Source organism: Paenisporosarcina indica (assembly GCF_001939075.1).
Classification (GTDB): Bacteria; Bacillota; Bacilli; order Bacillales_A; family Planococcaceae; genus Paenisporosarcina; species Paenisporosarcina indica.
Genome location: NZ_MPTA01000006.1, coordinates 118376 through 145034, shown reverse-complemented (window position 1 = coordinate 145034; position 26659 = coordinate 118376). Strand labels below are relative to the sequence as shown.

Sequence of the window (26659 nt, the reverse complement as noted above, 5' to 3'; positions counted from 1 at the left end):
TCATGGCTGAAAAAAAGACGGATATAGCGATAACTGGGATGACGTGTGCCGCTTGTGCTAATCGAATCGAAAAAGGGTTGCAACGAATGGATGGCGTCTCTACGGCAACGGTTAATTTCGCTACTGAAAAAGCTAGTGTTTCTTTTAATCAATTGGAAATAAACGTCTCTTCTTTACAAGACAAAATCAGAACACTTGGATATGACGTTATGCAAGACAAAGTGGATTTAAACATAACTGGGATGACGTGTGCTGCATGTTCCACACGAATTGAAAAAGGGCTTAATCGAATGGAGGGTGTACAAGATGCCACAGTCAATTTAGCATTGGAATCAAGTAGTATTTCGTTTGATCCGACTGTTTTGTCTTCGGATGATTTAATCGGAAAAATCCAATCACTGGGGTACCATGCTGAATATAAAAATGAGCAACAGGCTGAAAAAGTGGATCACCGTAAAGTGGAAATTAAAAAGAAGACCCGTTTATTTCTAATCTCGGGACTATTATCTCTGCCACTTTTATGGACCATGGTGGCTCACTTTTCCTTTATTTCCTGGATGTACGTTCCTGAATTTTTAATGAATCCCTTTGTGCAATGGGCTCTTGCTACTCCAGTGCAGTTTTGGATTGGTTGGTCATTCTATAAAGGGGCTTACTTTGCACTTCGTAATAAAAGTGCCAATATGGACGTTCTAGTTGCATTAGGTACATCCGCAGCCTATTTTTACAGTGTCTATTTGGTTTTAACCAATTTAGAGCATATAGCTTCACATAGTGTTGGCCTATACTTTGAAACGAGTGCGGTGTTAATCACCTTAATTATTCTTGGTAAGGTTTTTGAAGCAAGAGCAAAGGGGCGTTCTTCCGATGCCATTAAAAAGCTAATGAAACTTCAACCCAAAATGGCATTTGTTGAGCGAGATGGAATGACACAAGAAATTCCAGTAGATAATGTCCGAATTGGAGACCTCTTGATGATAAAACCAGGCTCATCTATTCCGGTAGATGCCGAAGTTTTGTCAGGAAATTCTGCGGTAGACGAATCGATGTTAACGGGAGAAAGCTTACCGGTAGATAAATCAATCGGTGATGTGGTTTATGCAGCTACTGTTAATGCGAATGGTACATTACGTGTAAAAGCTCGGAATATAGGGAAAGACACCGTACTTTCGAATATCATCCGTGTCGTGGAAGAAGCACAGGGATCAAAAGCACCCATACAAAGATTGGCAGACCAAATATCCGCTATATTCGTACCTATCGTGGTTGGAATCGCTGCACTTACTTTTATTGCCTGGTATTTCATTTTCTCTCCTGGGGATTTTGCAAACGCACTAGAAAGCACAATTGCCGTACTTGTCATTGCTTGTCCATGTGCACTTGGATTAGCGACGCCTACTTCGATTATGGCTGGATCTGGTCGAGCTGCTGAACTGGGAGTGTTGTTTAAAACTGCAGAGTCCATGGAAAACACCAAACACATCGACACAATTGTGTTGGATAAAACAGGGACAATCACGAATGGCCGACCGGAAGTAACTGAGTTTATGGTAGTGGATGGATTTGAACGTGAACGTATCATTTCGCTTGCAGCGGCGGCAGAGAGTCAATCAGAGCATCCTGTTGCGACTGCGGTCACTGCGTATGGCGAGGGAGTTAAAATGACAGCTGAATCATTTGAAGCCATTCCTGGTCATGGAATACGCGCCGTAGTTGATGGGGAAAATCTATTGATTGGGACTCGGAAATTACTGAATGATTCAAAGGTAACTTTTAACGATACTGAAGCCAGTGAATTGGAATCTCAAGGGAAAACGGTTATGTTTATCGCATTAGAAGGTAAATACGCAGGGTTAATCGCCGTTGCGGACACCGTAAAAGACTCTTCAGCAAAAGCTATTGTGGAAATGAAGAAACTAGGACTAAATGTGGTGATGTTAACAGGAGACCAAGAGCGAACTGCACGTGCCATTGCACAGCAAGTGGGGATTGATGAAGTATTTGCCGGTGTGCTTCCTGCTGAAAAAGCAAATATCGTTGCCAAATTGAAAGCCGATGGTCGACGTGTTGCAATGGCTGGCGACGGACTCAATGATGCACCCGCATTAGCTACTGCCGATGTAGGGATGGCGATGAGTACAGGTACGGCAGTTGCTATGGAAGCTGCAGACATTACACTGATGCAAGGCGATTTGATGCGTGCTGTTGATGCCATTCAAATGAGTCGTTTAACAGTACGTAACATTAAACAAAACTTATTTTGGGCATTAGCCTATAATGCGATAGGAATACCGATTGCGGCTGCAGGATTTTTGGCTCCTTGGCTTGCAGGAGCTGCCATGGCATTCAGTTCCGTATCGGTTGTATTAAATGCTCTACGTTTGCAACGAGTGAAATTATTGAAATAGCGAACCTAGTATAATTCGAATTTTGAGGAGGAGCATGATGAGAAAAAAACTAGTAGTGGGATTTGTTACGTTAGTCTCAGCTTTTATATTAACCGCGTGTGGTAATGACAATAAGGAAACGAATTCCCATGAAGATATGGATATGAATTCTAGTTCTGAAGAAAGCATGGATATGAACCATTCAGGCTCAGGTGAAGTTCCTGAAGGTTTGAAAGTGGCAGGAAAACCTACTTATGAAGTTGGGAGCCAAGCGATTATCGAAACAGATCATATGGAAGGCATGAAGGGTGCTGAAGCTACAATTGTAGGTGCCTTCAATACTACAGCCTACGCCATTTCGTTTACTCCGACAACAGGTGGAGATAGAGTGACAAATCATAAGTGGGTCATTCAGGAAGAATTAATAGACGCGGGTGAAGAAACGTTAGAACCTGGCACGGAAGTTACCATAGAGGCAGACCATATGGAAGGGATGAATGGTGTAACTGCTGAAATTGATTCCAGCGAACAAACTACTGTATATATGATTGATTACACTCCGACTACTGGTGGAGAAGAAGTGACAAATCATAAATGGGTAACAGAAAGTGAACTGTCAGCTAAATAATAATTACCTCTAACTAGAAGACAAAAAAACAGCTACTCCAGAGTGTTGGCTCTGAAGTAGCTGTTTTCTTATTTCCCTTTAAATACAGGTTTTCTCTTCTCGCCAAAAGCAGTTAAAGCTTCGACGCGATCTTCTGTTGGAATAGTCATTTCATACGCTTTACGTTCAATGTTCAAACCCGTATGTAAATCAGCGTTCATGCCTTGTTTAATGGCAAATTTCGCCTGTTGCAAAGCAATCGGTCCATTTGCGAGCATTAGATCAGCAAATTTCCCTGTTTCTTCTAGCAAACTATCTTGATTTACCACTTTTGTCAGAACTCCATATGCCAAAGCCTCATCCGCTTTCAAGCGACGTGCCGTTAAAATTAATTCCAAGGCTTTTGCTTCACCAATTAAGCGTGGCAATCGTTGTGTTCCACCTGCACCGGGAATGATAGCTAAGCTTGTTTCAGTTAATCCGAGTACAACGTCGTCAGCGGCAATACGGAAATCACAGGCAAGTGCAAGTTCCATCCCACCCCCAAATGCGTAGCCGTTCATCATGGCAATTGTAGGTTGTGGTAAGTTTTCAATGGTTGAAAACACTTCACCAATTTTATAAACGTTGCGACGTACTTTTTGTTCAGTTAATGTTTTACGTTCTTTTAAATCTGCTCCTACGCTGAATGCTTTTCCTGATCCCGCAAAGATGACAACACGGATGTCAGGGTTAATACGAATTGCTTCGGCAACATGTCCAAGTTCGCTTAACATGTCGTAATTGAACGCGTTCATTGAGTCCGGACGGTTTAATGTGACAATTGCTAAATTTCCTTTTTGTTCGTAGTGAATGGTTTCCATGATGAATCCCCCTTGTATGGTTCTTAGTTCAAACGTGTTCCCCTACAAAACATAGCATTTTTTGGACGTTCTTTCCATTCTTCGATTTAATTGTTTCAAACCGTTTGGGGGGCAAAAAAATTTCCTTAAAATTCCCACTTGTATTTTAGGGAAATCAGCATACAATAATATATACGAACAAATGTTCTTTGAGGAGTTGTGAAAATGCCGCTCATTCCAGCCGAAAGTTTACCTTATTTTGAAAAAATGATTTATTTACCGATGGTGTTAACCATTTTAGAGCGTGATCGGGAAATCGTCGAAAAAGGTCCCTTCAAATTGAAGAGACCTTACGTTGCGATTATTGAACAAGCGGTCAAAGAAGCTCAAAGAGAACTGAAAGGCACCAAACTATATTTGCGCCAACACAATATGAAAGTCCTTCGAGGAAATCATGATGACACCTTTACTGAATACGTTTTTTTTCACGGAGGTTATGAAGAACATCGTCGTTACTTAAACGTACGTCTTAGAAACCGCGTGGAGGAGTTACTTGGGGTTTATTTAGCAATGGCGAAACAAATCACTTGAAGGAAGGTTGGAAAGAAATAGAGTCAAAATAAAAAGCCCTTTCGATGAGCAAAGGGCTTAGTTTAAAGGATACGGACTATGTATTATCGATCTGATTTTTGTTGGTTTGGCCTATAAGTAATTTTTGATAGGGAATAGGGATGGTTAATTTTCTCCCGTGTTTTTTGAAAGTGATTCGTAAGGAAATAGGAATGTGCAAATTGTCTGCACATCGTAGAATGAGAAACGTTCACAGGAAGTTCTTGTGAGTTAGTGAAGTGTACTACACATTCATTACGGGCATTAATGGAATAACGGTCAATGGCAGAAAAGGAAACCCATATGTTGCCATCGGATTCTGGAGAAAGGGTGGGAATCATGATTAAAGGAATCCCGAAATCATGTGAGATCATCAGAGGGAGTTTATGTAATCGCCCAATGGACTCGCGAGAAAAAAGTGTCGCATGTTTAAAAGAATTCCCATAAAAAATAAGTGATTTTTTAATAATAGTATTTGGTTTCATTTTAACGATAAATTCGGTATGATTTTCTATTACTCTAGTATACAGTTTGTTCTCAATCCAAATGGGCACTAATGCAATGGTATTAAATGAAACAAAGTATTTAGATGCTGTAGTGATTTTATTATCCATATATTAACATCCCCTTTGATAGATTATAAATTTTATTATAGAGAAATTTTGGAAATTAATCAATTACTACCAGTAAAGTATTTTAAAAAATCAGAAAAAAATAAATTAGATAGAATTTTTAAAAAACATTTGCAACTTCACTGCTTCTTTACTTATAATAGAAAAAAGGCATTCGAGGTGATTGCAATGGATAAGTATTATTCATATGCTGACTTTCTAAAAGCGATGGGGCGAAATCAAACCGTTAGTGAAGCGGAGAAGTTGCTAAACGAGATTTATATGGACTTATTCTTAAACCATGTGCATCGTGAGCAACGGAAAGAACGCTTGCTAGTTTTAATTGATGTCTCGCTCGATCGAAAAGATAAAGTGTCGTTTGTGGAGTACACAAACGAACTAAGTCAGTTGCAGCAAGAAAGCGTATAAACTTTGAATCTATAAGCTCGTGACGAATCCGCTCTTCTCAAAGGGCGGATTTTATTTATGTTCAGATACAAGAAGCCGTTGTCGAGAAAACAATCGCTATGCTCTTTTTGTAATGTCTAGCTCCAAGCGCCAGCTCGCACCTCAGCTTCAGACCCTCATGCGGAAACAAGTTTCCGCATTCGGTTCTTCCAGCACCGGCGTCGAGCTAGAGTGGCGCTTTCCGCTTTTCTTGCAAAAAAACATACGTTCGCTTTTTGTTTGGTTAGAATAGGGGAATATGATAAAGTATGAGTATTGAACATAAACCAAAAAAAATGAGCAACAAGCTATTGACATAGGAGGAATTGTTATCGCACAGTCATTTAATTTACAAGCTCCTTACAAACCGGACGGAGACCAACCGCAAGCGATTCGAGAGTTGGTACAAGGGATCAAAGACGGTCGTAAATACCAAACATTACTTGGGGCAACAGGGACAGGAAAAACGTTTACAGTCTCGAATGTCGTGACGGAAATCAAGCGACCGACATTGGTTATGGCCCATAATAAAACACTTGCGGGACAACTATATAGTGAGTTTAAAGAATTTTTTCCAGATAATGCAGTAGAGTATTTTGTTAGTTTCTACGACTATTATCAACCGGAAGCGTACGTGCCACAAACCGATACGTATATTGAAAAGGATTCCAGTATCAATGAAGAAATTGATAAGTTGCGTCACTCGGCAACGTCGGCTTTATTCGAACGTGAAGATGTATTAATTGTCGCATCTGTTTCATGTATCTATGGTTTAGGGAACCCTGAAGAATACCGGGAAATGGTCCTATCACTTCGGATGGGAATGGAAATTGAACGCAACCAATTACTGCGGCGATTGGTCGACATTCAATATGAACGAAATGATATGAACTTCGTTCGAGGAAAGTTCCGAGTACGTGGAGACGTTGTTGAAATTTTCCCGGCTTCACGTGATGAACGTTGTATCCGTGTTGAATTTTTCGGAGATGAAATTGATCGAATTCGTGAAGTAGATGCATTAACAGGTGAAATTATTGGAGAACGTGAACATGTAGCCATTTTCCCGAATTCCCACTTCGTTACACGTGAAGAAAAATTGCTGAAAGCGATTGAAAACATAGAGATTGAATTAGAGGAACAATTGAAAATCATGCGGTCGGAAAATAAATTATTAGAAGCACAACGTCTCGAACAACGAACACGATATGATTTAGAAATGATGCGCGAGATGGGCTTTTGTTCAGGTATTGAAAACTACTCCCGACATTTAACACTTCGTGAACCAGGAGCCACTCCCTATACATTACTGGATTACTTTCCAGATGATTTTTTAATGGTAATCGATGAAAGCCATGTTACCTTGCCGCAAGTACGCGGAATGTTCAATGGGGACCAAGCACGTAAGAAAGTGTTAGTGGATCATGGATTCCGTTTGCCTTCTGCGATGGATAACCGACCGTTAACATTCCAAGAATTTGAGGGGCATATGGATCAAGCCATCTTCGTCTCGGCGACTCCAGGAGCTTACGAATTGGAACATACACCTGAGATGGTTGAGCAAATCATTCGGCCGACAGGTCTCATAGACCCTACAATTGATGTCCGTCCAATAGAAGGACAAATAGATGATTTAATCGATGAAATCCGTCAACGGACCGAGCGTAATGAACGTGTGCTAGTTACCACTCTAACGAAAAAAATGTCTGAGGATTTAACCGATTACTTAAAAGAAATCGGAATAAAAGTAAACTACTTACACTCAGAAATTAAAACATTGGAACGGATTGAAATTATTCGAGAGCTTCGAATGGGAGTTTATGATGTATTAATTGGCATTAACTTACTTAGAGAAGGTCTTGATATTCCTGAAGTATCGCTCGTAACCATACTAGACGCCGACAAAGAAGGATTTTTACGTTCTGAACGTTCACTCATTCAAACCATGGGAAGAGCAGCCCGAAATGCGAATGGGCATGTCATCATGTATGCAGACCGTATGACGGATTCGATGACGAAAGCAATTGCAGAAACTGAACGACGTCGTAACATTCAAATCGCGTATAACGAAAAACATGGGATTATACCAAAAACGATTCAGAAAAATATTCGCGAAGTTATTCGTGCGTCTCATAATGCAGAAGAAACAACTACTTATATGGAAAAAGTAACAAAAGGGAAGAAATTAACGAAAGATGAAAAAGCGACTTTGTTGTTAACACTAGAAAAAGAAATGAAAGACGCAGCGAAGGCATTAGACTTCGAACGTGCAGCTGAACTACGCGATACCATTTTGGAACTGAAAGCGGAAGGGTGAACCCATTTGAAAAAACAAGAAATTCGCATACAAGGTGCACGAGCACATAATTTAAAAAACGTATCTTTGACAATTCCACGCGATAAACTTGTCGTTATGACAGGTTTGTCGGGCTCGGGTAAGTCTTCACTTGCATTCGATACAATTTATGCAGAAGGACAACGACGCTATGTAGAATCGTTATCTGCATATGCTAGACAGTTTTTAGGACAAATGGACAAGCCTGATGTGGATTCCATAGAAGGATTATCACCTGCGATTTCCATCGATCAAAAGACGACAAGTCGTAACCCCCGTTCCACAGTAGGGACTGTAACCGAGATTTATGATTATTTACGACTGTTATTTGCACGAGTTGGTAAACCGATATGTCCAACACATGGTACCGAAATTAGTTCCCAAACCATTGAACAAATGGTCGATCGATTAATGGAATTCCCAGAACGCACACGGATGCAAATATTGGCTCCAATTGTCTCTGGGCGAAAAGGAACCCATGTCAAAATGCTTGAAGATGTAAAAAAACAAGGGTATGTCCGTGTTCGAGTTGACGGGGATTTAATGGATTTAGACGATGATATTAATTTGGATAAAAATAAAAAGCATGATATTGAAATTGTGATTGACCGTATTGTTATAAAAGAAGATATTGCAGCAAGACTTGCAGATTCATTAGAAGCAGCACTGCGTCTAGCTGATGGGCGTGTGTTAATTGATGTAATGGACCATGAAGTTTTATTATTTAGTGAACATCATGCCTGCCCAATTTGTGGATTCTCGATTGGAGAGCTTGAACCACGTATGTTCTCCTTTAACAGCCCATTTGGTGCGTGTCCTGAATGTGATGGATTGGGGTCAAAGCTTGAAGTTGACCCTGATCTTGTCATCCCGGATTGGTCAAGATCTTTAAATGAAGGAGCGATTGTCCCGTGGGAGCCAACAAGTTCTCAATACTACCCGCAATTATTAGCAGCAGTTTGTAAGCATTATAAAATTGATATGAAAAAACCAGTTGCAAAACTACCTAAAGATCAAATGGATAAAATTCTTCTTGGGTCTGGTTCAGATAAAATTCGATTCCGATATGAAAATGATTTTGGGCAAGTACGAGACAATGACATTTATTTTGAAGGAGTCTTGTCAAATATTGAACGACGCTTCAAAGAAACATCTTCCGATTATATTCGTGAACAAATGGAAAAGTATATGACACAAAAAAATTGTCCGACATGTAAAGGATACCGCTTGAAGCCGGAAACATTAGCAGTCAAAATTGCATCTTTGCATGTTGGTCAAGTAACATCGTTCTCCATTCAAGAGGCCGATGATTTTTTCAAATCACTTGAGCTATCCGAAAAAGACATGCAAATTTCCCGACTCATATTGAGTGAAATTGATGAACGATTAGGTTTCCTAATCAATGTTGGTTTGGATTACTTAACGTTAAGTCGAGCAGCAGGTACATTGTCAGGCGGGGAAGCACAACGCATTCGTTTAGCGACACAAATCGGTTCACAATTAACGGGAGTTTTATATATTTTGGATGAGCCATCGATTGGCTTACATCAACGAGATAACGATCGACTTATTTCAACGCTTAAAAATATGCGAGATATCGGAAATACGTTAATTGTTGTCGAACATGATGAAGACACCATGATGGCTGCTGATTATCTAATAGATGTGGGTCCTGGAGCAGGAGTTCACGGTGGTGAAATCGTCGCCGCAGGAACACCAACACAGGTAATGAATAGTTCGAAATCAATAACAGGTCAGTATTTAAGCGGGAAGAAATTTATTCCACTTCCAAATGAACGCCGAAAACCCGATGGTCGTGTGATTTCCATAAAAGGGGCAACCGAAAATAACCTCAAAAATGTATCTGTTGACATTCCATTGGGGATCTTCACCTCCGTTACAGGTGTTTCAGGTTCAGGTAAAAGTACATTAATTAATGAAATCTTGCATAAATCACTTGCACAAAAGTTGAATCGGGCAAAAGCAAAGCCAGGTCAACACCAAGAAATTACGGGTATCGAACAGTTAGAGAAAGTGATTGATATTGATCAATCACCAATTGGGCGAACACCAAGGTCAAATCCGGCTACCTACACAGGGGTTTTCGATGATATCCGCGATGTGTTTGCATCTACAAATGAAGCGAAAGTACGTGGATACAAAAAAGGCCGTTTCAGTTTCAACGTCAAAGGTGGTCGCTGTGAAGCGTGTCGTGGTGATGGTATCATAAAAATTGAAATGCATTTCTTACCAGATGTATATGTTCCATGTGAAATTTGTCATGGGAAACGCTATAACCGTGAAACACTTGAAGTGAAGTATAAAGGCATGAACATTGCGGATATCTTGAAAATGACAGTTGAAGATGCAGTGAAATTTTTTGAGAACATTCCTAAGATCAATCGTAAAATTCAAACAATTTTAGATGTTGGGTTAGGATATATGGAGTTAGGACAACCGGCCACGACGTTATCGGGTGGTGAAGCACAGCGTGTGAAACTGGCTTCAGAGCTCCACAAACGTTCAAACGGTAAGTCATTCTATATCCTAGATGAGCCGACAACAGGTTTACATGCACATGATATTGCAAGACTGCTGGTCGTTTTACAACGTTTAGTTGAAAACGGGGATACAGTATTGGTAATTGAACATAATTTAGATGTTATTAAAACGTCTGATTATCTGATCGATTTAGGTCCTGAAGGTGGCGACAAGGGTGGAACGATATTAGCAGTAGGTACCCCTGAAGAAATAGCCAAAGTAAAAAAATCATATACAGGTCATTATTTAGCGAAAGTGCTTGAACGAGACCGAGAACGTATGGAGGTTCAACTAACAAAAGCGTCTGCTAAAAGAAAGAAGAAAAAAGAGACAGTTTCTGCAAAATGAAACCTTTTTGATTGTGAACCGTATGTATAAGGGAAGAACAAAGTTCCGCGCAAAGCGGCTTTGAAGGAGGCCAACGATATGCAAGATGAACGTAAACGCATTTTAGATTCCGTTGAAAAAGGGACGATTTCTGCACAAGAGGCATTGATATTGCTTGAGGCATTAGGCAATGGAGAAGTTAAACAAAGTGCAACATCTAGTTCTACACAGAGTCAGCCTACATTAACACCGTTTGAACCGGAAACTAAGCCTACACATACTTATACAGAAACTACAAACAAGAAAATTGATCCTTCTCAAGCAGACGATTTTATGGAAGATATAAAAAATGACTTTTCACAGTTTGGTGAGCGTTTCATGCAATTTATGCAATCAGCAGTAGGCAAAATGAAATCATTTGATTTGGATATGCCATTCGGTGAACCGATTCAATTCCATCATACCTTTACAAAAGATGGGGTAGATTTTAGTGATATTTCTGCAGATCTTACAAATGGGAAAATTGAAATTTATCCTTCACAAGACAATCAAGTAAGAGTTGAGTGTCATGTGAAAGTATATCGTTCGACATCAGAAGAAGAAGCTAAGAAAGAGTTCTTTGATAAATTTGTATTTGTCATAGACCAACAAAGATTAAGGATAATTAGTGATTTAAAGACAACTTCCGTAAATGTTGTTCTATATGTACCAAAACAAGTTTACAATTCTATGTCCATTCGATTATTTAATGGAGCATTTACTGGAAATCATTTAGAGGTAGATCGTCTAAAAGTTAAAACCTCGAACGGTAAAATTGAACTGAAAGATGTGCAATTTGAAGATGGTGATATCCAAGCTGCGAATGGTGCCATACATGTAAACGATGTAAAAGGAAATAAAATTGATGCAGAAACAATGAATGGACGTATTTACATCGACGGTCATTTGAAAGAAATCAATGCACATTCGGTTAATGGTCATGTTGTGTTAACGACGAAAAATCAACAAGCTCGTAAAATTGAAGGTCGTGCGGTTGCTGGAGCTGTAGAAATATACGTTCCCTCAAATGTTCCGCTTCAAGGAGAAGTAACATCGAACTTTGGTAAAATGGATGTGGCACTACCTGATGTAACGCGTATGAACGAGCAAGATCACTTCTTGCAAAAAAGCATTCGATTTACAAAAGATATCGCTGACTCCGTGGCAGCTCCTTTGTATGTAAGAGGCGAAGCAAAAACGGGATCCGTATTAGTGAGATACACAACGGCTGATTAATCAATGCAATATGATTGAACCAACATAAGTGAAAAATCCCCGAATCGATGTACTAACCGATTTGGGGATTTTTCATATGTTAAGCTATGTTTATTTAATGAATGGATTTACTTAAGCGAACTCAACAAACCAAAGTAAATTGCTTGGGCACATTGCAGTTGATAGTTAGTACTTTTCAATAAATTTGCTTCCTTTTTATTTGTCATGAATCCACATTCGACTAAAACGGCAGGCATTTTCGTTTCCAAAAGCACTGCAAAGTCTGCCTTTTTAACTCCTCTGCTTTTCCCACCTGTTCGAAGGATCAATGCTTGCTGAATACAAATTGCTATTTTTATGGAAGTATCACTAGCTTGCAAACTTGTATAGGTTTCAATGCCATGTGCATCATTCCAAGTAGTTCCATACGCATTGGCATGTATCGAAACAAAAGCATCAACTTTTTCTCTGTTTGCGAGCAAAACCCTCTCAGAAAGTGATACATCACGTGTGTTGTCATGTGAAAAAATAGTCGTGAATCCATCAGCTAATAAAAGCTTCTTGAGCCGAATAGCAACGCCTTCATTGAACATAAATTCTCGCAATGTACCATCCGGTGATCTTTTACCAGCGGTATTGGGTCCATGACCTGCATCAATCATAATTTTCATCCTAATCATCCCTCCTAAGCATCACATAGAAAAAAAGAAAAGGAAAAGCGACAACCTCGTGAGAAAATCTTTCTTTTCTTCCTTAGTGTCCAGCTCCAAGTGCCAGCTCGCGGGCCCCTTCATGGGGTCAGAAAGGCGAGGTTTTGTATTCGCCTTTCATCCTTCCAGCGCCGGAGTCGAGCTAGATTGGCACTTTGCGCATTTCTTTTTGCGTGCTAAAATGAAAGGCATAGCAAATAATTCGATTTTCGAAGGAAGCGAGTGGTTCTATGGTGTCAGTAACAGCAAAAGATGTAATGGAAATGTTCAATTTAAAATTGATCAGTGGTCAAGAAGGAATTGGACGTCATATAGCGGTCAGTGATATTTCACGTCCAGGTTTAGAAATGGCTGGCTATTTTACACACTACCCAGCAAACCGAGTGCAATTACTGGGTAAAACGGAACTATCTTTCTTCGATATGTTACTTCCACATGAACGAAAAGAACGCATGAAAAAATTATGTACAGCGGATACACCTGTAGTCATTGTTTCGCATGGCGTGAAAGTACCGGAAGAATTGAGAATTGCGTCTAATGAGGAACATGTTCCTGTAATGAGCACAAATATGGCAACCACTCGTTTTTCTAGTTTACTGACCAACTTTCTTGAGAGTAAACTGGCACCAACTACGGCTGTGCATGGCGTGCTCGTGGACATTTATGGGGTTGGGGTATTAATCACAGGGAAAAGTGGGGTTGGTAAGAGTGAGACCGCGCTGGATCTTGTGAAAAGAGGTCATCGATTAGTGGCGGACGATTGCGTGGAAATTAGACAAGAAGCCGAAAATACGCTGATTGGAAACGCACCGAAACTCATCGAGCACTTACTCGAAATCCGAGGTCTTGGCATAATTGATATCATGACCTTGTTTGGGGCAAGTGCAATCAGAAGTTTCAAGCGAATTTCACTAGTAATCGAATTGGAAATTTGGGATGCTGGCAAAACGTATGATCGTCTTGGCCTGGAAGAAGAAAAAATGAAAATCATTGATACAGAGTTAACCAAGTTAACAATTCCAGTTCGACCTGGTCGAAATCTTTCCGTTATTTTAGAGGTGGCGTCCATGAACTATAGGTTAAAACGAATGGGTGTGAATGCCGCGGAGGAATTTTCAAATCGTTTAAATGATGTCATTAGTCAAAATGGAGACGCTACATATTAAAAGTGGGAAGTATGGAAGGGGTATACGATATGAGTTTTTTGCTAGGAGCTATAGATCCAATCGCGATTTCTATTGGACCAATTGATGTTCGATGGTACGGGGTCATTATCGCATTTGGGATCGTACTGGCGTTTATTGTCGCACAACGTGAAATGGTAAAACGAGGATTTCATCCGGAATTTTTAACTGATTTATTAATTTGGGCTGTACCACTCGCCATACTAGGAGCACGTCTATATTATGTTTTCTCTGAATGGGATCGTTACGCTGGAAGTCCTGGTAGAATCCTTCAAGTATGGGAAGGCGGACTGGCCATACATGGGGCATTAATCGCTTCATTTATTACAGCTTATGTATTTACAAGAAAACGAAAAGTATCATTTTTAAAAGTGGCAGATGTAGTAGCACCTAGTCTATTGATTGGGCAAACGATCGGACGCTGGGGTAACTTTATGAACCAAGAAGCACATGGAGGTCCGGTATCTCGGGCTTTTTTAGAAAATATGTTTTTACCAGACTGGATTATTAATCAAATGAGAATCGATGGGACTTATTATCATCCTACGTTTTTATATGAATCGGTGTGGAATTTTACAGGTGTAATTATCTTAATCTTGTTGCGTCGTGTGAATTTGATTCGTGGAGAAATGTTGATGTTTTACATCATTTGGTATTCATTTGGAAGATTCTTTATAGAAAGCATGCGCACGGACAGTTTGTATTTATTTGGTGAAGTTCGTACAGCTCAAGTCGTATCGGTTATCGGTATCGTAGTGGCAGTCAGTGTGATTGTTTATCGCCGCGTGAAAACTAAAGATCCTGTGCGTTATTTAGACGCATAAGGAAGGAAGTGGTGGATATGACTATTTTAAAAAATGGATTCTTTGCTGGTCTGAAAACTACATGGACCTTAAGTAAATTTATTTTTCCGATTACTGTGCTCATCGTTATATTACAATATACGCCAGTTTTGCCGTGGATTATTGATTTAGTTTCACCGGTTATGGGGATATTTGGTCTGAGAGGAGACGCGGCCATTCCGTTAGTATTAGGGAATGCCCTCAATCTGTATGCCGGAATTGCCGGAATTCTATCATTAGAATTGACGGTAAAAGAAGTCTTTATCATCGCAGTCATGTTGTCGTTTTCACACAATATTTTTATCGAAACGACCGTTGCCTTAAAAGTTGGCGTTAAATTATGGGTTGTCTTACTTGTTCGTTTCGGGCTAGCTGCCATCTCTGCCATTGTCATTAATCTTGTCTGGTCGGGTGGTTCAGAGATCGCTCAATACGGGATGGCTCCAAAAGCAGCCGCAATACCAGAAGGATGGTTGGAAATCACTTTACTGGGTCTTCAAAAAGCAAGCTTTGGTGTCTTACAACTTGCGATGATTGTCATCCCGCTTATGATTATTATCCAATATTTGAAAGACAAACTGTACTTGCAAAAATTTTCACAAAAAATCGCACCCTTTACAAAAGTATTAGGGATTGCACCGAATGCCTCGATGACGCTAGTTTCGGGGTTGGTAATCGGCTTAGCAATTGGGGCGGGGGTCATGATTCAAGCCGTACAAGAGGATGGTGTCAGCAAAAAAGATGCAACACTGGTCTTTATCTTCTTAGTAGCCTGTCACGCAGTAGTAGAAGATACCCTTATTTTTATCCCACTCGGAATCCCAATCTGGCCATTATTATTATTAAGGCTCGGAATCGCCTTCGTATTAACGATTATTATAGCTGCAATTTGGAGACGGACTGAACAAACGAAAAGGAAGGAATTGCTCGCACAATGAAAACAGAACCTATTACTACACTACTTTTCGATTTTGATGGAACGTTGCTGGATACAAATGAGCTCATCATCCAAACTTTTTTAAGTGTTTTAGGAAAACGCTATCCAGGGCGTTTTACTAGAGAGGATGCACTGCATTTTATAGGTCCATCTCTGAAGCAAACATTTGATAGTATAGATGAGACTTTGACGGAAGAGTTGATCCTTGAATATCGTGCTTTTAATATGGAAATGCATGATCAAATGGCAGTTGAATTTGATGGTGTAACAGAAACTCTTCGAATACTTAAAGCACGCGGAATCAAAATGGCGATTGTTTCAACGAAAAGACAAGATGTTATTCAACAAGGTTTGAAGTTGATGGGCATCGAGGGTATTTTCGAAATTGTCATTGCACTTGATGATGTAACCAATCCAAAACCAGATCCAGAACCGATTCTACTTGCATTAAAACGTTTGGGATCTAGCAAAGAAGAATCGCTTATGATTGGTGATAATTCACATGATATAGAAGGTGGTCAGAATGCGGGAGTTCGCACAGCAGGCGTAGCATGGAGTGCGAAAGGTGAAACATTTTTGGCCACATTTAATCCGGATTATATGTTGCAACATGTATCTGAACTTCTTGAAATTGTGGATGGTTATCATTCATGAGAAAAACAGAGCGGTATCCTGTAGAAGGGGCAAATTCGTTGTGGCATATATACAAGACCGTGCCGTTTTGGAAAGTCATGAAGAATTTTGTCGTAATTCAACTCGGCAGATATAGCCCATCATTACCGTTTAAGAACTTTTTGTACAGCCGTTTCTTACATATGAACATTGGTGAAGCAACATCCTTCGCACTAATGGTCATGCCCGATGTGATGTTTCCAGAAAGAATTACAATTGGCAAAAATTCAATTATCGGCTACAACACCACACTTTTAGCACATGAATATTTAATAAATGAATACCGAATTGGGGACGTCGTGATTGGCGACCGAGTGTTAATCGGTGCAAACTCCACGATTTTACCGGGAGTTCATATTGGGGACGAAGCAATTGTATCAGCTGCAACTCTCGTACATAAAGATGTCCCAGCAGGAAGTTTCGTTGGAGGAAACCCGATGAAAATCATATACACAGCTGAAGAAATGGCAAAACGTCGTCTGAATCAATAAAAAACGAACTCACGAAGTGACTCACTTCGTGAGTTTTTTTATAAAAAAGTATAAAATTTGGGACTCTCCCACGAACCCAGTGTTCTAAGCTAGTCCTACCCTATATAGAAGTCACTGAAAATTTCACCAGTATAGACTGAACTAAGTATTCCCTATAATTCACGCTTCGGCGCTTTGTGGATGCGTCCCGCGAGAAGCCAGGCAGAAAAATCACTCAGTAAAGTGTTTACAGATAACTAACGAGTCTTCCTGGGATGTTATTGAAGATGATGTGATAGTAGTACTACAAAAAAGGCATGAGAGTAAAACTTAATTCTCTGTGGTATAATAGGAAGATACTGAAAAGGGACATCGTGTGTTCCTTTTTATTTTTTCGGAGGCATTAATTGGAGAAAAAACACATAAAACAAGCAAATACTAATATCGTCTCTTTTGTACCAACAGGCGAATATTATTATCAAAAAGCAGTGAAAGCTCTTAATCGGGAGCAGTTTGACAAGGCAAATAAATATTTGAGACGTGCAGCGGAACTGAGTCCAGATGATCCGCTTATTTTAATGCAGTACGCCATTGTGGAAATGGAAGAAGAAAAATACGACCATGCACTTGAATTATTGCATAGTGCACATAGTCTTGATCCAAATGAAACAGAAGTTATCTTTTTCTTAGCTGAAGTCAATGCACATCTTGGGTTTTTAGCAGATGCGCGAAAATTCGCGAAAAAGTATGTAGAACTAGATATAAGTGGTGTATATGCAGAAGAAGCGATGGAAATCATTGATTTCTCTGAACAAGAAGATTGGCCACTGTTTGAATCAAGTGATATTGGCAGTGAAATTTTGACGATTCAAGAAAAAGCACGACGCATGATGGAAGAAGGAAACTTTGAAAAAGCCATCGAAGTGTTGGAAACGTTAGTGGAAGAAAACCCGGATTTTTGGGCTGCCTATAATAACCTAGCATTAGCTTATTTCTATATCGGAGAAGTAGATCAATCAAAAGCTTTATTGTATCAAGTGCTAGAAAATAATACGGGCAATCTGCATGCCTTATGTAATTTAGCCGTTGTTCATTATTATGAAAAAAATGAGAAAGAACTGGAATATTTAATAAAACTATTGAGCAAAATCCAACCTTATATGTTGGAACATCGCTATAAATTAGGTGCCACTTTTGCTTTAGTGGGGCACTATGAAGATGCATATAAGTGGTTGCGTTCATTGCAAAAACGAGGCTATGAAGGCGACCCAGGGTTTTATTTTTGGTTATCTCATTCTGCTTATTTTTCGGGTCATGAACAAGTTGCACGTCAGACATGGAAATTATTGATTCAAATTGCTCCAGATAAAGATGGACTTGAACCATGGGCTGGTCAAAAGGAAGGCATTTCGTTAAGTGGCATGGAGCATAATCGTGACTTTATCGTTGAAAAACTTGAAAATGCGTATCGTAGTGAGCGTATGTTTGGTTTATTCTTACTTGGAAAGACGGCTCATAAACAAGAAATATTAGCTCATCCTGAATGGGTAAATGTTGAAACGTATTCAATCATGGAAAAATGGTTACTTGCTCATTCACTTGGACACGAATTCGAAACGATACATTTAGAGGAACGTTCTTTTATGCGAGCAGTTGATGCAACGGAAGAATTGTATGAGAAAAATCATCCTGTAACGATTGATGAGTCTTCTTTATATCAAATGTGGTTTGTTTTGATGGAACGAGCAATTGATAAAGGGTATGTATTTAAGAATCCGAAAGCACTCGCAGCTGCGGCAGACTTTATGTACCAATCATCTCGTTCTCGAGGAATTACTAAAAAAGCATTGTCAGAGCAGTATAAAATTACAACGCCAACAATCACAAAGTATATAAATGAACTTATGCAATTTTTGCCGTTATTTGACGCGTAAGCATAAAAGTTGTATGGATTGCACGAATCTTATACGATTTGTGAGAGAACAATGAGTGTAGGAGGTTTTTTACAATGACTGAAGAAAAAATTTATGATGTTGTGATTATCGGTGCAGGACCTGCTGGAATGACAGCTGCTGTTTATACATCTCGTGGAAATTTATCTACTTTAATGATTGAACGTGGAATTCCGGGTGGCCAAATGGCGAATACCGAAGAAGTGGAAAACTACCCTGGATTCGAACATATTTTAGGGCCAGAGCTTTCGACTAAAATGTTCGATCATGCAAAAAAATTCGGTGCTGAATACGCATACGGTGACGTGCAAGAAATCACGGATGGTGAAGCGTTTAAGACAATAAAAGCTGGTGGGAAAGAATATAAAACACGAGCAATTATCATAACAACTGGTGCCGAATACAAAAAAATGGGCATTCCAGGTGAAACTGAACTGGGTGGACGTGGAGTTAGTTATTGTGCAGTATGTGACGGAGCATTCTTTAAGAACAAAGAATTGGTTGTCGTTGGAGGCGGAGACTCGGCAGTTGAAGAGGGTGTGTACTTAACACGTTTCGCAAGCAAAGTGACCATCGTACATCGTCGCGAAGAGTTGCGAGCTCAAAAAATACTACAAGAACGCGCATTTGCCAATGAAAAAATTGAATTCATCTGGAATCATACAGTTAAAGAAATCAATGCTGAAAATGGCAAAGTGGGAAGCGTAACATTGTCATCAACTGTTGATGACACTGAACGTGAATTTAATGCAGATGGTGTATTTATTTACATCGGCATGCTTCCGTTAACAAAACCATTTGCAAACTTAGGCATATTGAATGAAAATGGCTATGTTTTAACAAATGAGCAAATGGAAACAAAGGTCCCAGGAATTTTTGCAGCAGGTGACGTACGTGAAAAAACATTACGTCAAATTGTAACAGCCACAGGTGATGGAAGTATTGCAGCACAAGCTGCTCAGCACTACATTGAAGAATTACATGAAAAATTAGGAGTCAAAGCTTAATTTTAATCTTTCTTTAATCCATCTGTAACACCATTGCAATAATGATGATGTATATTAAAGATAGTAAATTGACCCCCTTTTTTATAGCAATATTTTGACAGGCTGTTGCGCGATGAAAATCGACGTAGCAGCCTTTTTTTGTAGACTATGTTAAAAAACTTGCTGATGGCATTTAAGAATGAGAGCGCATTGCCGCAAGAGCACAGCTTTTCTGCGACGAGCTTGCGCAGGGGCATGAAGAATGTGACCCACTAGTATGTGCTCTTCTTACATGTTGGCTCACCTGGAGCCAGCGGTAGCGCAAATGCGCGATAAAGAAACAGAGTGTATAAACCCTTATTTGATTAATAACTATTTAGAATTTAAGAAGGCAATTTCTTTGCAAACAACGTTTAGTCTTATGAGTGTGATATTGCTACACTTTTTTTGATATGCTGACCTTCTAAGTTGTATAATAGACCTAGTGAGTTTACATGGATGTGGAGTGTAGAATGTGCAACGTATAGCAAACTTAATCGTATTAAAAGATAATCAAGTCCTTTTGTTGAAGAAACCACGTAGAGATTGGTATGTAGCACCTGGTGGAAAAATGGAGCCGGGTGAGTCTATTTATCAAGCAGCCATTCGTGAATTTTCCGAAGAAACAAATACAACGCCGATCAATCCTCATTTAAAAGGTGTTTATACCATGGTTGTTCTTGACGAAGAACAAGTAAAGAATGAGTGGATGCTATTTACGTTTGTCGCCCATGATTTAGAAGGAATTCCCTTTGACATAACAACTGAAGGTGTCTTAGAATGGCACCCAGTGGAATCTTTGGTCCATTTGCCAATGGCAGAAGGCGATCGCACAAATTTGCAATATGCAGTCACAGGTAGTGGAGTTCAATATGGGACATTTGTATACACCTCAGATTTTGAGTTAATTAAAGAAGAAATCCAAGTGTCATATGAGGGAGAGAAACAATGATGGAAACACAAAGAACTCAAGATTCGGAATTTGTTATTATTACCGGCATGTCAGGAGCTGGGAAAACAGTAGCCATTCAAAGTTTCGAGGATCTCGGGTTTTTCTGTATCGATAACTTGCCGCCTGCTCTATTAATGACGTTTTTAAAGTTGATGAGAGAGTCGGGAAAAAATATGAACCGAATTGCCGCAGTTATGGATATGCGCGGTGGCGATTTATTTGATTCTTTGATTGGTGCTCTAGACGATCTGGGCAAAAAAAGTGACGTTTCACCAAAGATTTTGTTTTTAGAAGCAGACGACGAAACACTTGTAAGACGTTACAAAGAAACACGTCGTTCTCATCCTTTAGCACCTGCGGGTCTGCCATTGGAAGGGATTGCAAAAGAACGACTGCTGCTATCAGAGCTAAAAGGAAGAGCACAGTTCATCTACAATACCTCTAAATACAAACCAAAAGAACTACGAGAAAAAATCCAGGAAGAGTTTTCTCAAATAGGCAATTCTACTTTTACGGTCAATGTAATGTCATTTGGATATAAACATGGTCTGCCGATTGATGCCGATTTAGTATTTGATGTAAGGTTCTTGCCGAATCCTTATTATATAGAAGAATTACGTCCTAAGACGGGATTGGATTCTGATGTTTCTGGATATGTATTAAAATGGTCTGAAACTCAGGTGTTACTTGAAAAATTGACTGATTTACTGACATATATGATACCTCAGTATAAACGCGAAGGAAAACGACAACTTGTCATCGCATTCGGATGTACAGGTGGTCAACATCGTTCTGTTACCTTAACGGAATACTTCGCGAAACTGTTTAAAGTAGATTATCAAACTGTAATTACGCACAGAGATATTAATCATAGAAAGGGTTGATGGAATGGCACGTTCCAAACGCCGTAAGCGAATCGTCATAATCGGCGGGGGAACGGGTTTATCCACATTACTTCGAGGGTTAAAGAAATTCCCTATTGACATTACTGCAATTGTTACGGTTGCGGATGATGGTGGAAGCTCTGGTAGACTTCGAGATGATTACGATATTCCCCCACCGGGAGATATAAGAAAAGTAATGGCAGCATTATCGGATGTGGAGCCATTAGTAGAAGAAATGTTCCAATATCGTTTTAGTCAATCAGAAGATTTAGCAGGACATTCACTAGGAAACTTAATGTTAACTGCATTGACCGACATAACGGGAGACTTTTCCCATGCAATTCGTGAAATGAGTCGCGTACTAAATGTACATGGCACGATTCTGCCCGCTGCCAATCAACGGATTACGCTACATGCAGAGCTGGAAGATGGAACGATTGTGACAGGAGAATCCAAAATCCCCACCTATAAACAACGAATTCAGCGTGTATTTTTGACACCAAATGATGTTGAACCACTACCTGATACAATTAAAGCCATTCAAAAAGCCGATTTACTCGTATTTGGACCTGGAAGTTTATATACTAGTATATTACCGAATTTATTAGTTCAGGGCATTCAAAAAGCGATTCTTCAGTCAAAAGCACCAAACGTATATATATGTAATCTAATGACACAAGCTGGAGAAACTCATAACTATTCTGCGGCTGATCATGTTCGAGCACTAATGGTACATATGGGAGCTCCCTTTATTCATACTATTTTACTTAATACAGACGAGGTGCCTTTGTCCGTTCAAAAAATCTATGAACAAGAACAATCAAGGCCGGTAAGTTATGATGAATCTCAATTAAAAAAATTAGGAATAACAGTGGTCAAAAAAGATATCGCGACCATCCAAGATGGAGCGATTAGACATGAAGCAACAAAAGTTGCGGAGTGGCTTGTCCATTATGCGGAGGATAGGGAAGAAGCAATTAAGCAACAGTCTATCTAACATTCGCTCGAAAGGGGGAAACTTCTATGTCATTTGCATCGGAAACCAAAAAAGAAATGACGCAATCTGACATAATACCTTGTTGTGCGAAAGCAGAATTGTCGGCACTCATTCGAATGAATGGTGCACTTTCATTTGCCAATCGGAGTTTAAGTTTAGACGTTCAAACAGAAAATGCAGCAATTGCCAGACGTTTATATACTTTAATGAAACATTTGTATCCATACCAAGTGGAATTATTGGTACGTAAAAAGATGCGTTTAAAGAAAAATAATGTATATATATGTCGCGTACGTGACGGAGCAAAAGCTTTGCTGGAAGACTTGAAAATCATCTCAGAGGATTTTCAATTTAATCGTACGATTTCATCTGAGTTGGTCAAGAAGAAGTGTTGCAAGCGTGCCTATTTACGAGGGGCATTTTTAGCTGGAGGATCTGTCAATAATCCAGAGACTTCAGCTTATCATTTAGAAATTTATTCTTTATATAAAGATCACAGTGAGGCACTCGTAGACCTAATGAATGGATTTGGGTTAAATGCAAAAACGATTGAACGCAAAAAAGGGTTCGTGTCGTATTTGAAAGAGGCTGAAAAGATTTCGGATTTCTTAAGCATTAGCGGTGCTCATTATGCACTTTTGAAATTTGAAGACGTCAGAATCGTTCGGGATATGAGAAATAGCGTAAATCGACTCGTGAATTGTGAAACTGCAAATTTAAATAAAACAATCGGTGCAGCCGTGCGGCAAGTTGAAAATATTCGATTTATTGATAATGCAATTGGGATTGATCAATTACCTGAAAAACTGCGAGAAGTCGCACGTCTGCGCGTTGAATATCAAGACGTGACATTAAAAGAGCTAGGCGAAATGGTATCGGCAGGCACTGTTAGTAAATCGGGTATTAATCATCGATTGCGTAAACTAGATGAAATCGCTGATGGACTCCGCGGTGGCGTGGCTTATGATAAAGTTAAAAGATAGTTGTGAGAATGGTCCATTTCAGCTAACATAAGTAACAATACAAGTACGGAATGAGCTTAGGGGGCATAAAAGAATGGTGGAACAACAAGTAAAAGTAGAATTAAAATCAGGCTTGCAAGCACGACAAGCTGCTCTGTTTGTACAAGATGCAAATCGTTACCAAGCAGATGTGTATCTTCAAAAAGATGAGAAAAAAGTAAACGCGAAAAGTATCATGGGAATCATGAGCTTAGCTATTAGTAAAGGTTCTACAGTTATTATTAGTGCAGATGGATCCGATGAGGAACAAGCCGTAGCTGGCTTAATCGCAATGATTCAAAAAGAAGAATAGATAAAAAAATCCCTTCGACTTCCAGGAGGGCACTGAAAAAGTGCACCATTATAGACTGGAATAAGTATTCCCTATTCGGCTATCTCTTGAAATGCGTCTGGGAATAGTGATACCATCTAATACAGTAGATTGTGTACAAATAACAAACGAGCCTTCCCGCGATTTTGTCGAGGGAAGGCTCGTTTGTTTAGAATGAAAGAACTTTTTCAGAGTGCTAACTCCCAGTTGAAGGTTTTTCATTCATAAATGCAACAAATACAGCAACTGCTGTTTTTTCTGCATTGATTGCGTTTTGCACCGAAAAGAATGAAGCGTGATTCGATAATCGAATGTTTTCATATACTAAATTGAAAAATAAAAAGGACTTGGGCAAATTTTGGTATTACCAAAATTTCTAACCTCCAGTCCTTTATTATCCTATATTTGATGCCCTCGGCGAGAATCGAACTCACATCTAAAGCTTCGGAGGCTCACGTGCTATCCATTGCACCACGAGGGCGAGCGACTTCCCTATTATACAAAGTTAATGAAAACAATTCAACTAAAGTTTTTTGTGCAAAATATTTGACCTTCCTTGACCAACTTGTATATGATAAGGGAACAGCTGAGAAATTTATTGTAAAACTCAGGATGTACGAAAATCAATTTATGTTTGAAGGAGGCAATTTCAGTGAATTTAATTCCTACAGTTATTGAACAAACAAGCCGTGGAGAACGTGCTTATGACATCTACTCTCGATTATTAAAAGACCGAATAATTCTGCTTGGAAGTGCTATTGACGACAATGTAGCTAACTCAATCGTGGCACAATTACTTTTCCTAGAAGCTGAAGATCCAGAGAAAGACATTTCAATTTATATCAACAGCCCAGGCGGAAGTATCACTGCCGGTATGGCAATCTATGACACAATGCAATTTATTAAACCAGATGTACAAACAATTTGTATTGGTATGGCAGCTTCAATGGGTTCATTTTTACTTACAGCAGGAACGAAAGGTAAACGTTATTCTTTACCGAATGCTGAAGTTATGATTCACCAACCACTGGGTGGCGCACAAGGGCAAGCGACTGAAATTGAAATCGCTGCGAAACGTATTCTATTCTTACGTGAAAAATTAAATGGTATATTAGCAGAACGTACGGGTCAACCTATTGAAGTAATTGAGAAAGACACAGATCGCGATAACTTTATGACGGCAGAGCGTGCGAAAGAATACGGTTTAATCGATCATATTATGACTCGCAATGATTTTAAAAAAGCATAACATTAGACTACAGTGACTAGATAAGTCACTGTAGTTTTTTTTGATCAAAAAATACCCATGTTTTAATCATCTATAAAGAAGGTAGATATTGACTATACTATTCAAGAGGTGAAGAAGATGAAAAAGGGTTTAGGTCCGATTCTAATCGTTGTAATTATTATTGTCGTACTAGCACTTATGTTAATTCCTAGTTACAACGGATTTGTTAACGGTGAAGAAAACGTAGATGAAGCATATGCGCAAGTAGAGAACCAATTGCAACGACGACTGGATTTGATTCCAAATTTAGTTGAAACCGTAAAAGGCTTTGCGAAACAAGAAAAAGATGTGATAGCAAGTGTCACGGAAGCTCGATCACGTTTAGCTGGTGCAGGTTCACCAGAAGACCAGGCACAGGCAAATGATGAATTATCAGGTGCATTAAGTAGATTATTAGTTGTTGTAGAAAATTATCCAGACTTGAAATCTGATGCCAACTTCCGTCAATTGATGGATGAGTTAGCAGGGACTGAAAATCGTTTATCTATAGCACGACAAGATTACAATAAAGTAGTTGCGGATTTTAATCGAAAAGTAAAACGTTTTCCTGGCGTCATGATAGCAGGTATTTTTGGTTTTGATGAAAAAGAATATTTTAAAGCAGATGCAGCCGCACAAGATGCACCTAAAGTAGACTTCGGAGGAGATGGGGAGTAATGAAAAAAGCCACGCTCTTCATGGGAATGGCGCTCCTCTTCCTATTGACGCTTGCTCCTATGATTCAAGCTGCAACCATTCCTAAACCTGTAGGTGACATTTACACGCAAGACTTTGCGGGCTTGTTAAATAATGAGCAAAAAACAGAAATTAATCAAATGGCTGCGCGTTTAGATGATGCGACAGGTGCACAAATCGCGGTACTTACAGTCAACTCACTGGATGGTACGGATATTCAAAGTTTTGCGAATCAAGCCTTCCGTGAGTATAAACTAGGAAATGCAGAGAAAAACAATGGCGTCTTACTGGTAATTGATATCGAATCTAGGAAGCTGTGGGTTGAAGTAGGCTATGGACTTGAAGGTGCTTTACCAGATGGGAAAGTGGGACGTATTTTAGATGAATACACGATTCCTTATGCATCAAAAGATCAATTTGATTTAGCCATTCTAAATACGATGAAGGTCTTTTACCAGGAAATCTCAACTGAATATGGTTGGGAAGGGGAAGCAGTAACACCAGTTATGTCTGACCAAGGTGGTGGCGGTGGTTCCACATCAATCATCACAATCATCATCATATTGTTCGTCGTTTTCACGATTTTTAAAAATCGTGGCGGTGGTGGTGGCATGGGTCCAGGATCACGAAGAAGACGTGGTGTTTTTCCAATGATGGGGTCGGGATCATTCGGTGGAGGATTTGGCGGCGGTGGCGGTGGTTTCCGCGGAGGAGGCGGTGGCTCTTCTGGTGGAGGTGGGGCCGGCCGTAGCTTTTAATCATTAAAATCGAGTGGTTAATCA

At 39.6% G+C, this 26659-nt stretch carries 25 protein-coding genes and 1 tRNA gene; 22 read left to right on the top strand and 4 right to left on the bottom strand.

Annotated features, from left to right (window positions below; all coding sequences use genetic code 11):
• The first annotated feature begins 2 nt into the window (after window positions 1–2).
• Window positions 3–2408 (top strand): heavy metal translocating P-type ATPase, encoded by a 2406-nt coding sequence (locus GY23_RS14110; protein WP_075619859.1) that lies wholly within the window; start codon window positions 3–5, stop codon window positions 2406–2408.
• Between the two features lie 34 nt (window positions 2409–2442).
• Entirely contained in the window at window positions 2443–3015 is a 573-nt protein-coding gene (locus GY23_RS14105; RefSeq protein ID WP_075619858.1) for a YdhK family protein, read from the top strand.
• A 68-nt stretch (window positions 3016–3083) separates the two neighbouring features.
• On the opposite strand, the gene GY23_RS14100 is transcribed toward GY23_RS14105, so the two are convergent.
• Complete coding sequence (locus GY23_RS14100) at window positions 3084–3857, bottom strand: enoyl-CoA hydratase-related protein (RefSeq protein WP_075619857.1); 774 nt, start codon at window positions 3855–3857, stop codon at window positions 3084–3086.
• Between the two features lie 204 nt (window positions 3858–4061).
• On the opposite strand from GY23_RS14100, the gene GY23_RS14095 reads away from it, so the two are divergent.
• Window positions 4062–4427 carry a YhjD family protein gene (locus GY23_RS14095; protein ID WP_075619856.1) on the top strand — a complete coding sequence of 122 codons (366 nt, stop codon included), beginning with the start codon at window positions 4062–4064 and terminating at the stop codon, window positions 4425–4427.
• A gap of 83 nt (window positions 4428–4510) precedes the next feature.
• Here the strand turns inward: GY23_RS14095 and GY23_RS14090 are convergent, their stop codons facing one another.
• A complete protein-coding gene (locus GY23_RS14090) occupies window positions 4511–5059 on the bottom strand; it encodes a competence protein ComK (RefSeq protein WP_075619855.1) in 549 nt (182 codons plus the stop codon).
• A 186-nt stretch (window positions 5060–5245) separates the two neighbouring features.
• Between GY23_RS14090 and GY23_RS14085 the strand changes: the two genes are divergently transcribed.
• The 4 genes from GY23_RS14085 to GY23_RS14070 all read left to right on the top strand — a co-directional run bounded on the left by GY23_RS14085 (window position 5246) and on the right by GY23_RS14070 (window position 11978).
• Complete coding sequence (locus GY23_RS14085) at window positions 5246–5485, top strand: IDEAL domain-containing protein (RefSeq protein WP_075619949.1); 240 nt, start codon at window positions 5246–5248, stop codon at window positions 5483–5485.
• A 349-nt stretch (window positions 5486–5834) separates the two neighbouring features.
• Complete coding sequence (gene uvrB, locus GY23_RS14080) at window positions 5835–7817, top strand: excinuclease ABC subunit UvrB (protein WP_075619854.1); 1983 nt, start codon at window positions 5835–5837, stop codon at window positions 7815–7817.
• A 6-nt stretch (window positions 7818–7823) separates the two neighbouring features.
• On the top strand, window positions 7824–10724 hold the full coding sequence (gene uvrA / locus GY23_RS14075; protein WP_075619853.1) for an excinuclease ABC subunit UvrA: 2901 nt from the start codon (window positions 7824–7826) through the stop codon (window positions 10722–10724).
• Window positions 10725–10802: 78 nt separating this feature from the next.
• Complete coding sequence (locus tag GY23_RS14070; RefSeq protein WP_075619852.1) at window positions 10803–11978, top strand: DUF4097 family beta strand repeat-containing protein; 1176 nt, start codon at window positions 10803–10805, stop codon at window positions 11976–11978.
• A gap of 107 nt (window positions 11979–12085) precedes the next feature.
• Here the strand turns inward: GY23_RS14070 and GY23_RS14065 are convergent, their stop codons facing one another.
• A complete protein-coding gene (locus tag GY23_RS14065; RefSeq protein ID WP_075619851.1) occupies window positions 12086–12628 on the bottom strand; it encodes an N-acetylmuramoyl-L-alanine amidase in 543 nt (180 codons plus the stop codon).
• A gap of 269 nt (window positions 12629–12897) precedes the next feature.
• Between GY23_RS14065 and hprK the strand changes: the two genes are divergently transcribed.
• The 12 genes from hprK (at window position 12898) to GY23_RS14005 (ending at window position 23896) form a co-directional block, all read left to right on the top strand.
• Window positions 12898–13833, top strand: coding sequence for an HPr(Ser) kinase/phosphatase (hprK, locus tag GY23_RS14060; protein WP_075619850.1), 936 nt, complete (start codon window positions 12898–12900; stop codon window positions 13831–13833).
• A gap of 29 nt (window positions 13834–13862) precedes the next feature.
• Entirely contained in the window at window positions 13863–14675 is an 813-nt protein-coding gene (lgt, locus tag GY23_RS14055) for a prolipoprotein diacylglyceryl transferase (RefSeq protein ID WP_075619849.1), read from the top strand.
• Window positions 14676–14692: 17 nt separating this feature from the next.
• Window positions 14693–15631 carry a nucleoside recognition domain-containing protein gene (locus GY23_RS14050; RefSeq protein WP_075619848.1) on the top strand — a complete coding sequence of 313 codons (939 nt, stop codon included), beginning with the start codon at window positions 14693–14695 and terminating at the stop codon, window positions 15629–15631.
• Window positions 15628–16284, top strand: a complete 657-nt coding sequence (gene ppaX / locus GY23_RS14045) for a pyrophosphatase PpaX (RefSeq protein WP_075619847.1) — start codon at window positions 15628–15630, stop codon at window positions 16282–16284. Before GY23_RS14050 ends, ppaX begins: the two co-directional genes overlap by 4 nt.
• Window positions 16281–16793 (top strand): acyltransferase, encoded by a 513-nt coding sequence (locus tag GY23_RS14040; RefSeq protein WP_075619846.1) that lies wholly within the window; start codon window positions 16281–16283, stop codon window positions 16791–16793. The genes ppaX and GY23_RS14040 overlap by 4 nt, the downstream gene beginning before the upstream one ends.
• 386 nt (window positions 16794–17179) lie before the next feature.
• Complete coding sequence (locus GY23_RS14035) at window positions 17180–18706, top strand: tetratricopeptide repeat protein (protein WP_075619845.1); 1527 nt, start codon at window positions 17180–17182, stop codon at window positions 18704–18706.
• A 74-nt stretch (window positions 18707–18780) separates the two neighbouring features.
• A complete protein-coding gene (trxB, locus tag GY23_RS14030) occupies window positions 18781–19731 on the top strand; it encodes a thioredoxin-disulfide reductase (protein ID WP_075619844.1) in 951 nt (316 codons plus the stop codon).
• Between the two features lie 493 nt (window positions 19732–20224).
• Window positions 20225–20701 carry an NUDIX hydrolase gene (locus GY23_RS14025; protein ID WP_075619843.1) on the top strand — a complete coding sequence of 159 codons (477 nt, stop codon included), beginning with the start codon at window positions 20225–20227 and terminating at the stop codon, window positions 20699–20701.
• Window positions 20698–21585, top strand: a complete 888-nt coding sequence (gene rapZ, locus GY23_RS14020) for an RNase adapter RapZ (RefSeq protein ID WP_139311129.1) — start codon at window positions 20698–20700, stop codon at window positions 21583–21585. The genes GY23_RS14025 and rapZ overlap by 4 nt, the downstream gene beginning before the upstream one ends.
• A 4-nt stretch (window positions 21586–21589) precedes the next feature.
• On the top strand, window positions 21590–22582 hold the full coding sequence (locus GY23_RS14015; RefSeq protein WP_075619842.1) for a gluconeogenesis factor YvcK family protein: 993 nt from the start codon (window positions 21590–21592) through the stop codon (window positions 22580–22582).
• A gap of 26 nt (window positions 22583–22608) precedes the next feature.
• A complete protein-coding gene (gene whiA / locus GY23_RS14010) occupies window positions 22609–23565 on the top strand; it encodes a DNA-binding protein WhiA (protein WP_075619841.1) in 957 nt (318 codons plus the stop codon).
• A 73-nt stretch (window positions 23566–23638) separates the two neighbouring features.
• A complete protein-coding gene (locus GY23_RS14005; RefSeq protein WP_075619840.1) occupies window positions 23639–23896 on the top strand; it encodes an HPr family phosphocarrier protein in 258 nt (85 codons plus the stop codon).
• A gap of 427 nt (window positions 23897–24323) precedes the next feature.
• Here GY23_RS14005 and GY23_RS14000 read toward each other — a convergent pair.
• Window positions 24324–24395, bottom strand: a tRNA-Arg gene (locus tag GY23_RS14000).
• Window positions 24396–24566: 171 nt separating this feature from the next.
• On the opposite strand from GY23_RS14000, the gene clpP reads away from it, so the two are divergent.
• From clpP to GY23_RS18335, 3 genes are all read left to right on the top strand, one after another.
• Window positions 24567–25163: an ATP-dependent Clp endopeptidase proteolytic subunit ClpP gene (clpP, locus tag GY23_RS13990; RefSeq protein ID WP_075619838.1), complete on the top strand. Its 597-nt coding sequence runs from the start codon at window positions 24567–24569 to the stop codon at window positions 25161–25163.
• A 117-nt stretch (window positions 25164–25280) separates the two neighbouring features.
• Complete coding sequence (locus tag GY23_RS13985) at window positions 25281–25859, top strand: LemA family protein (RefSeq protein ID WP_075619837.1); 579 nt, start codon at window positions 25281–25283, stop codon at window positions 25857–25859.
• On the top strand, window positions 25859–26635 hold the full coding sequence (locus GY23_RS18335) for a TPM domain-containing protein (RefSeq protein WP_075619836.1): 777 nt from the start codon (window positions 25859–25861) through the stop codon (window positions 26633–26635). The genes GY23_RS13985 and GY23_RS18335 overlap by 1 nt, the downstream gene beginning before the upstream one ends.
• The last annotated feature ends 24 nt before the right edge of the window (window positions 26636–26659 follow it).

Bases quoted from the DNA above. Each gene is read 5' to 3' on its own strand.
- GY23_RS14050 (WP_075619848.1), top strand. From the start codon at position 14,693: ATGACTATTTTAAAAAATGGATTCTTTGCTGGTCTGAAAACTACATGG.
- trxB (WP_075619844.1), top strand. From the start codon at position 18,781: ATGACTGAAGAAAAAATTTATGATGTTGTGATTATCGGTGCAGGACCT.
- GY23_RS14065 (WP_075619851.1), bottom strand. From the start codon at position 12,628: ATGAAAATTATGATTGATGCAGGTCATGGACCCAATACCGCTGGTAAA.
- GY23_RS14070 (WP_075619852.1), top strand. From the start codon at position 10,803: ATGCAAGATGAACGTAAACGCATTTTAGATTCCGTTGAAAAAGGGACG.
- lgt (WP_075619849.1), top strand. From the start codon at position 13,863: ATGAGTTTTTTGCTAGGAGCTATAGATCCAATCGCGATTTCTATTGGA.
- whiA (WP_075619841.1), top strand. From the start codon at position 22,609: ATGTCATTTGCATCGGAAACCAAAAAAGAAATGACGCAATCTGACATA.
- GY23_RS14090 (WP_075619855.1), bottom strand. From the start codon at position 5,059: ATGGATAATAAAATCACTACAGCATCTAAATACTTTGTTTCATTTAAT.
- GY23_RS14005 (WP_075619840.1), top strand. From the start codon at position 23,639: ATGGTGGAACAACAAGTAAAAGTAGAATTAAAATCAGGCTTGCAAGCA.
- GY23_RS14040 (WP_075619846.1), top strand. From the start codon at position 16,281: ATGAGAAAAACAGAGCGGTATCCTGTAGAAGGGGCAAATTCGTTGTGG.
- GY23_RS14105 (WP_075619858.1), top strand. From the start codon at position 2,443: ATGATGAGAAAAAAACTAGTAGTGGGATTTGTTACGTTAGTCTCAGCT.
- GY23_RS14100 (WP_075619857.1), bottom strand. From the start codon at position 3,857: ATGGAAACCATTCACTACGAACAAAAAGGAAATTTAGCAATTGTCACA.
- GY23_RS14015 (WP_075619842.1), top strand. From the start codon at position 21,590: ATGGCACGTTCCAAACGCCGTAAGCGAATCGTCATAATCGGCGGGGGA.
- GY23_RS18335 (WP_075619836.1), top strand. From the start codon at position 25,859: ATGAAAAAAGCCACGCTCTTCATGGGAATGGCGCTCCTCTTCCTATTG.
- GY23_RS14085 (WP_075619949.1), top strand. From the start codon at position 5,246: ATGGATAAGTATTATTCATATGCTGACTTTCTAAAAGCGATGGGGCGA.
- GY23_RS13985 (WP_075619837.1), top strand. From the start codon at position 25,281: ATGAAAAAGGGTTTAGGTCCGATTCTAATCGTTGTAATTATTATTGTC.
- GY23_RS14095 (WP_075619856.1), top strand. From the start codon at position 4,062: ATGCCGCTCATTCCAGCCGAAAGTTTACCTTATTTTGAAAAAATGATT.
- rapZ (WP_139311129.1), top strand. From the start codon at position 20,698: ATGATGGAAACACAAAGAACTCAAGATTCGGAATTTGTTATTATTACC.
- hprK (WP_075619850.1), top strand. From the start codon at position 12,898: ATGGTGTCAGTAACAGCAAAAGATGTAATGGAAATGTTCAATTTAAAA.
- GY23_RS14110 (WP_075619859.1), top strand. From the start codon at position 3: ATGGCTGAAAAAAAGACGGATATAGCGATAACTGGGATGACGTGTGCC.
- ppaX (WP_075619847.1), top strand. From the start codon at position 15,628: ATGAAAACAGAACCTATTACTACACTACTTTTCGATTTTGATGGAACG.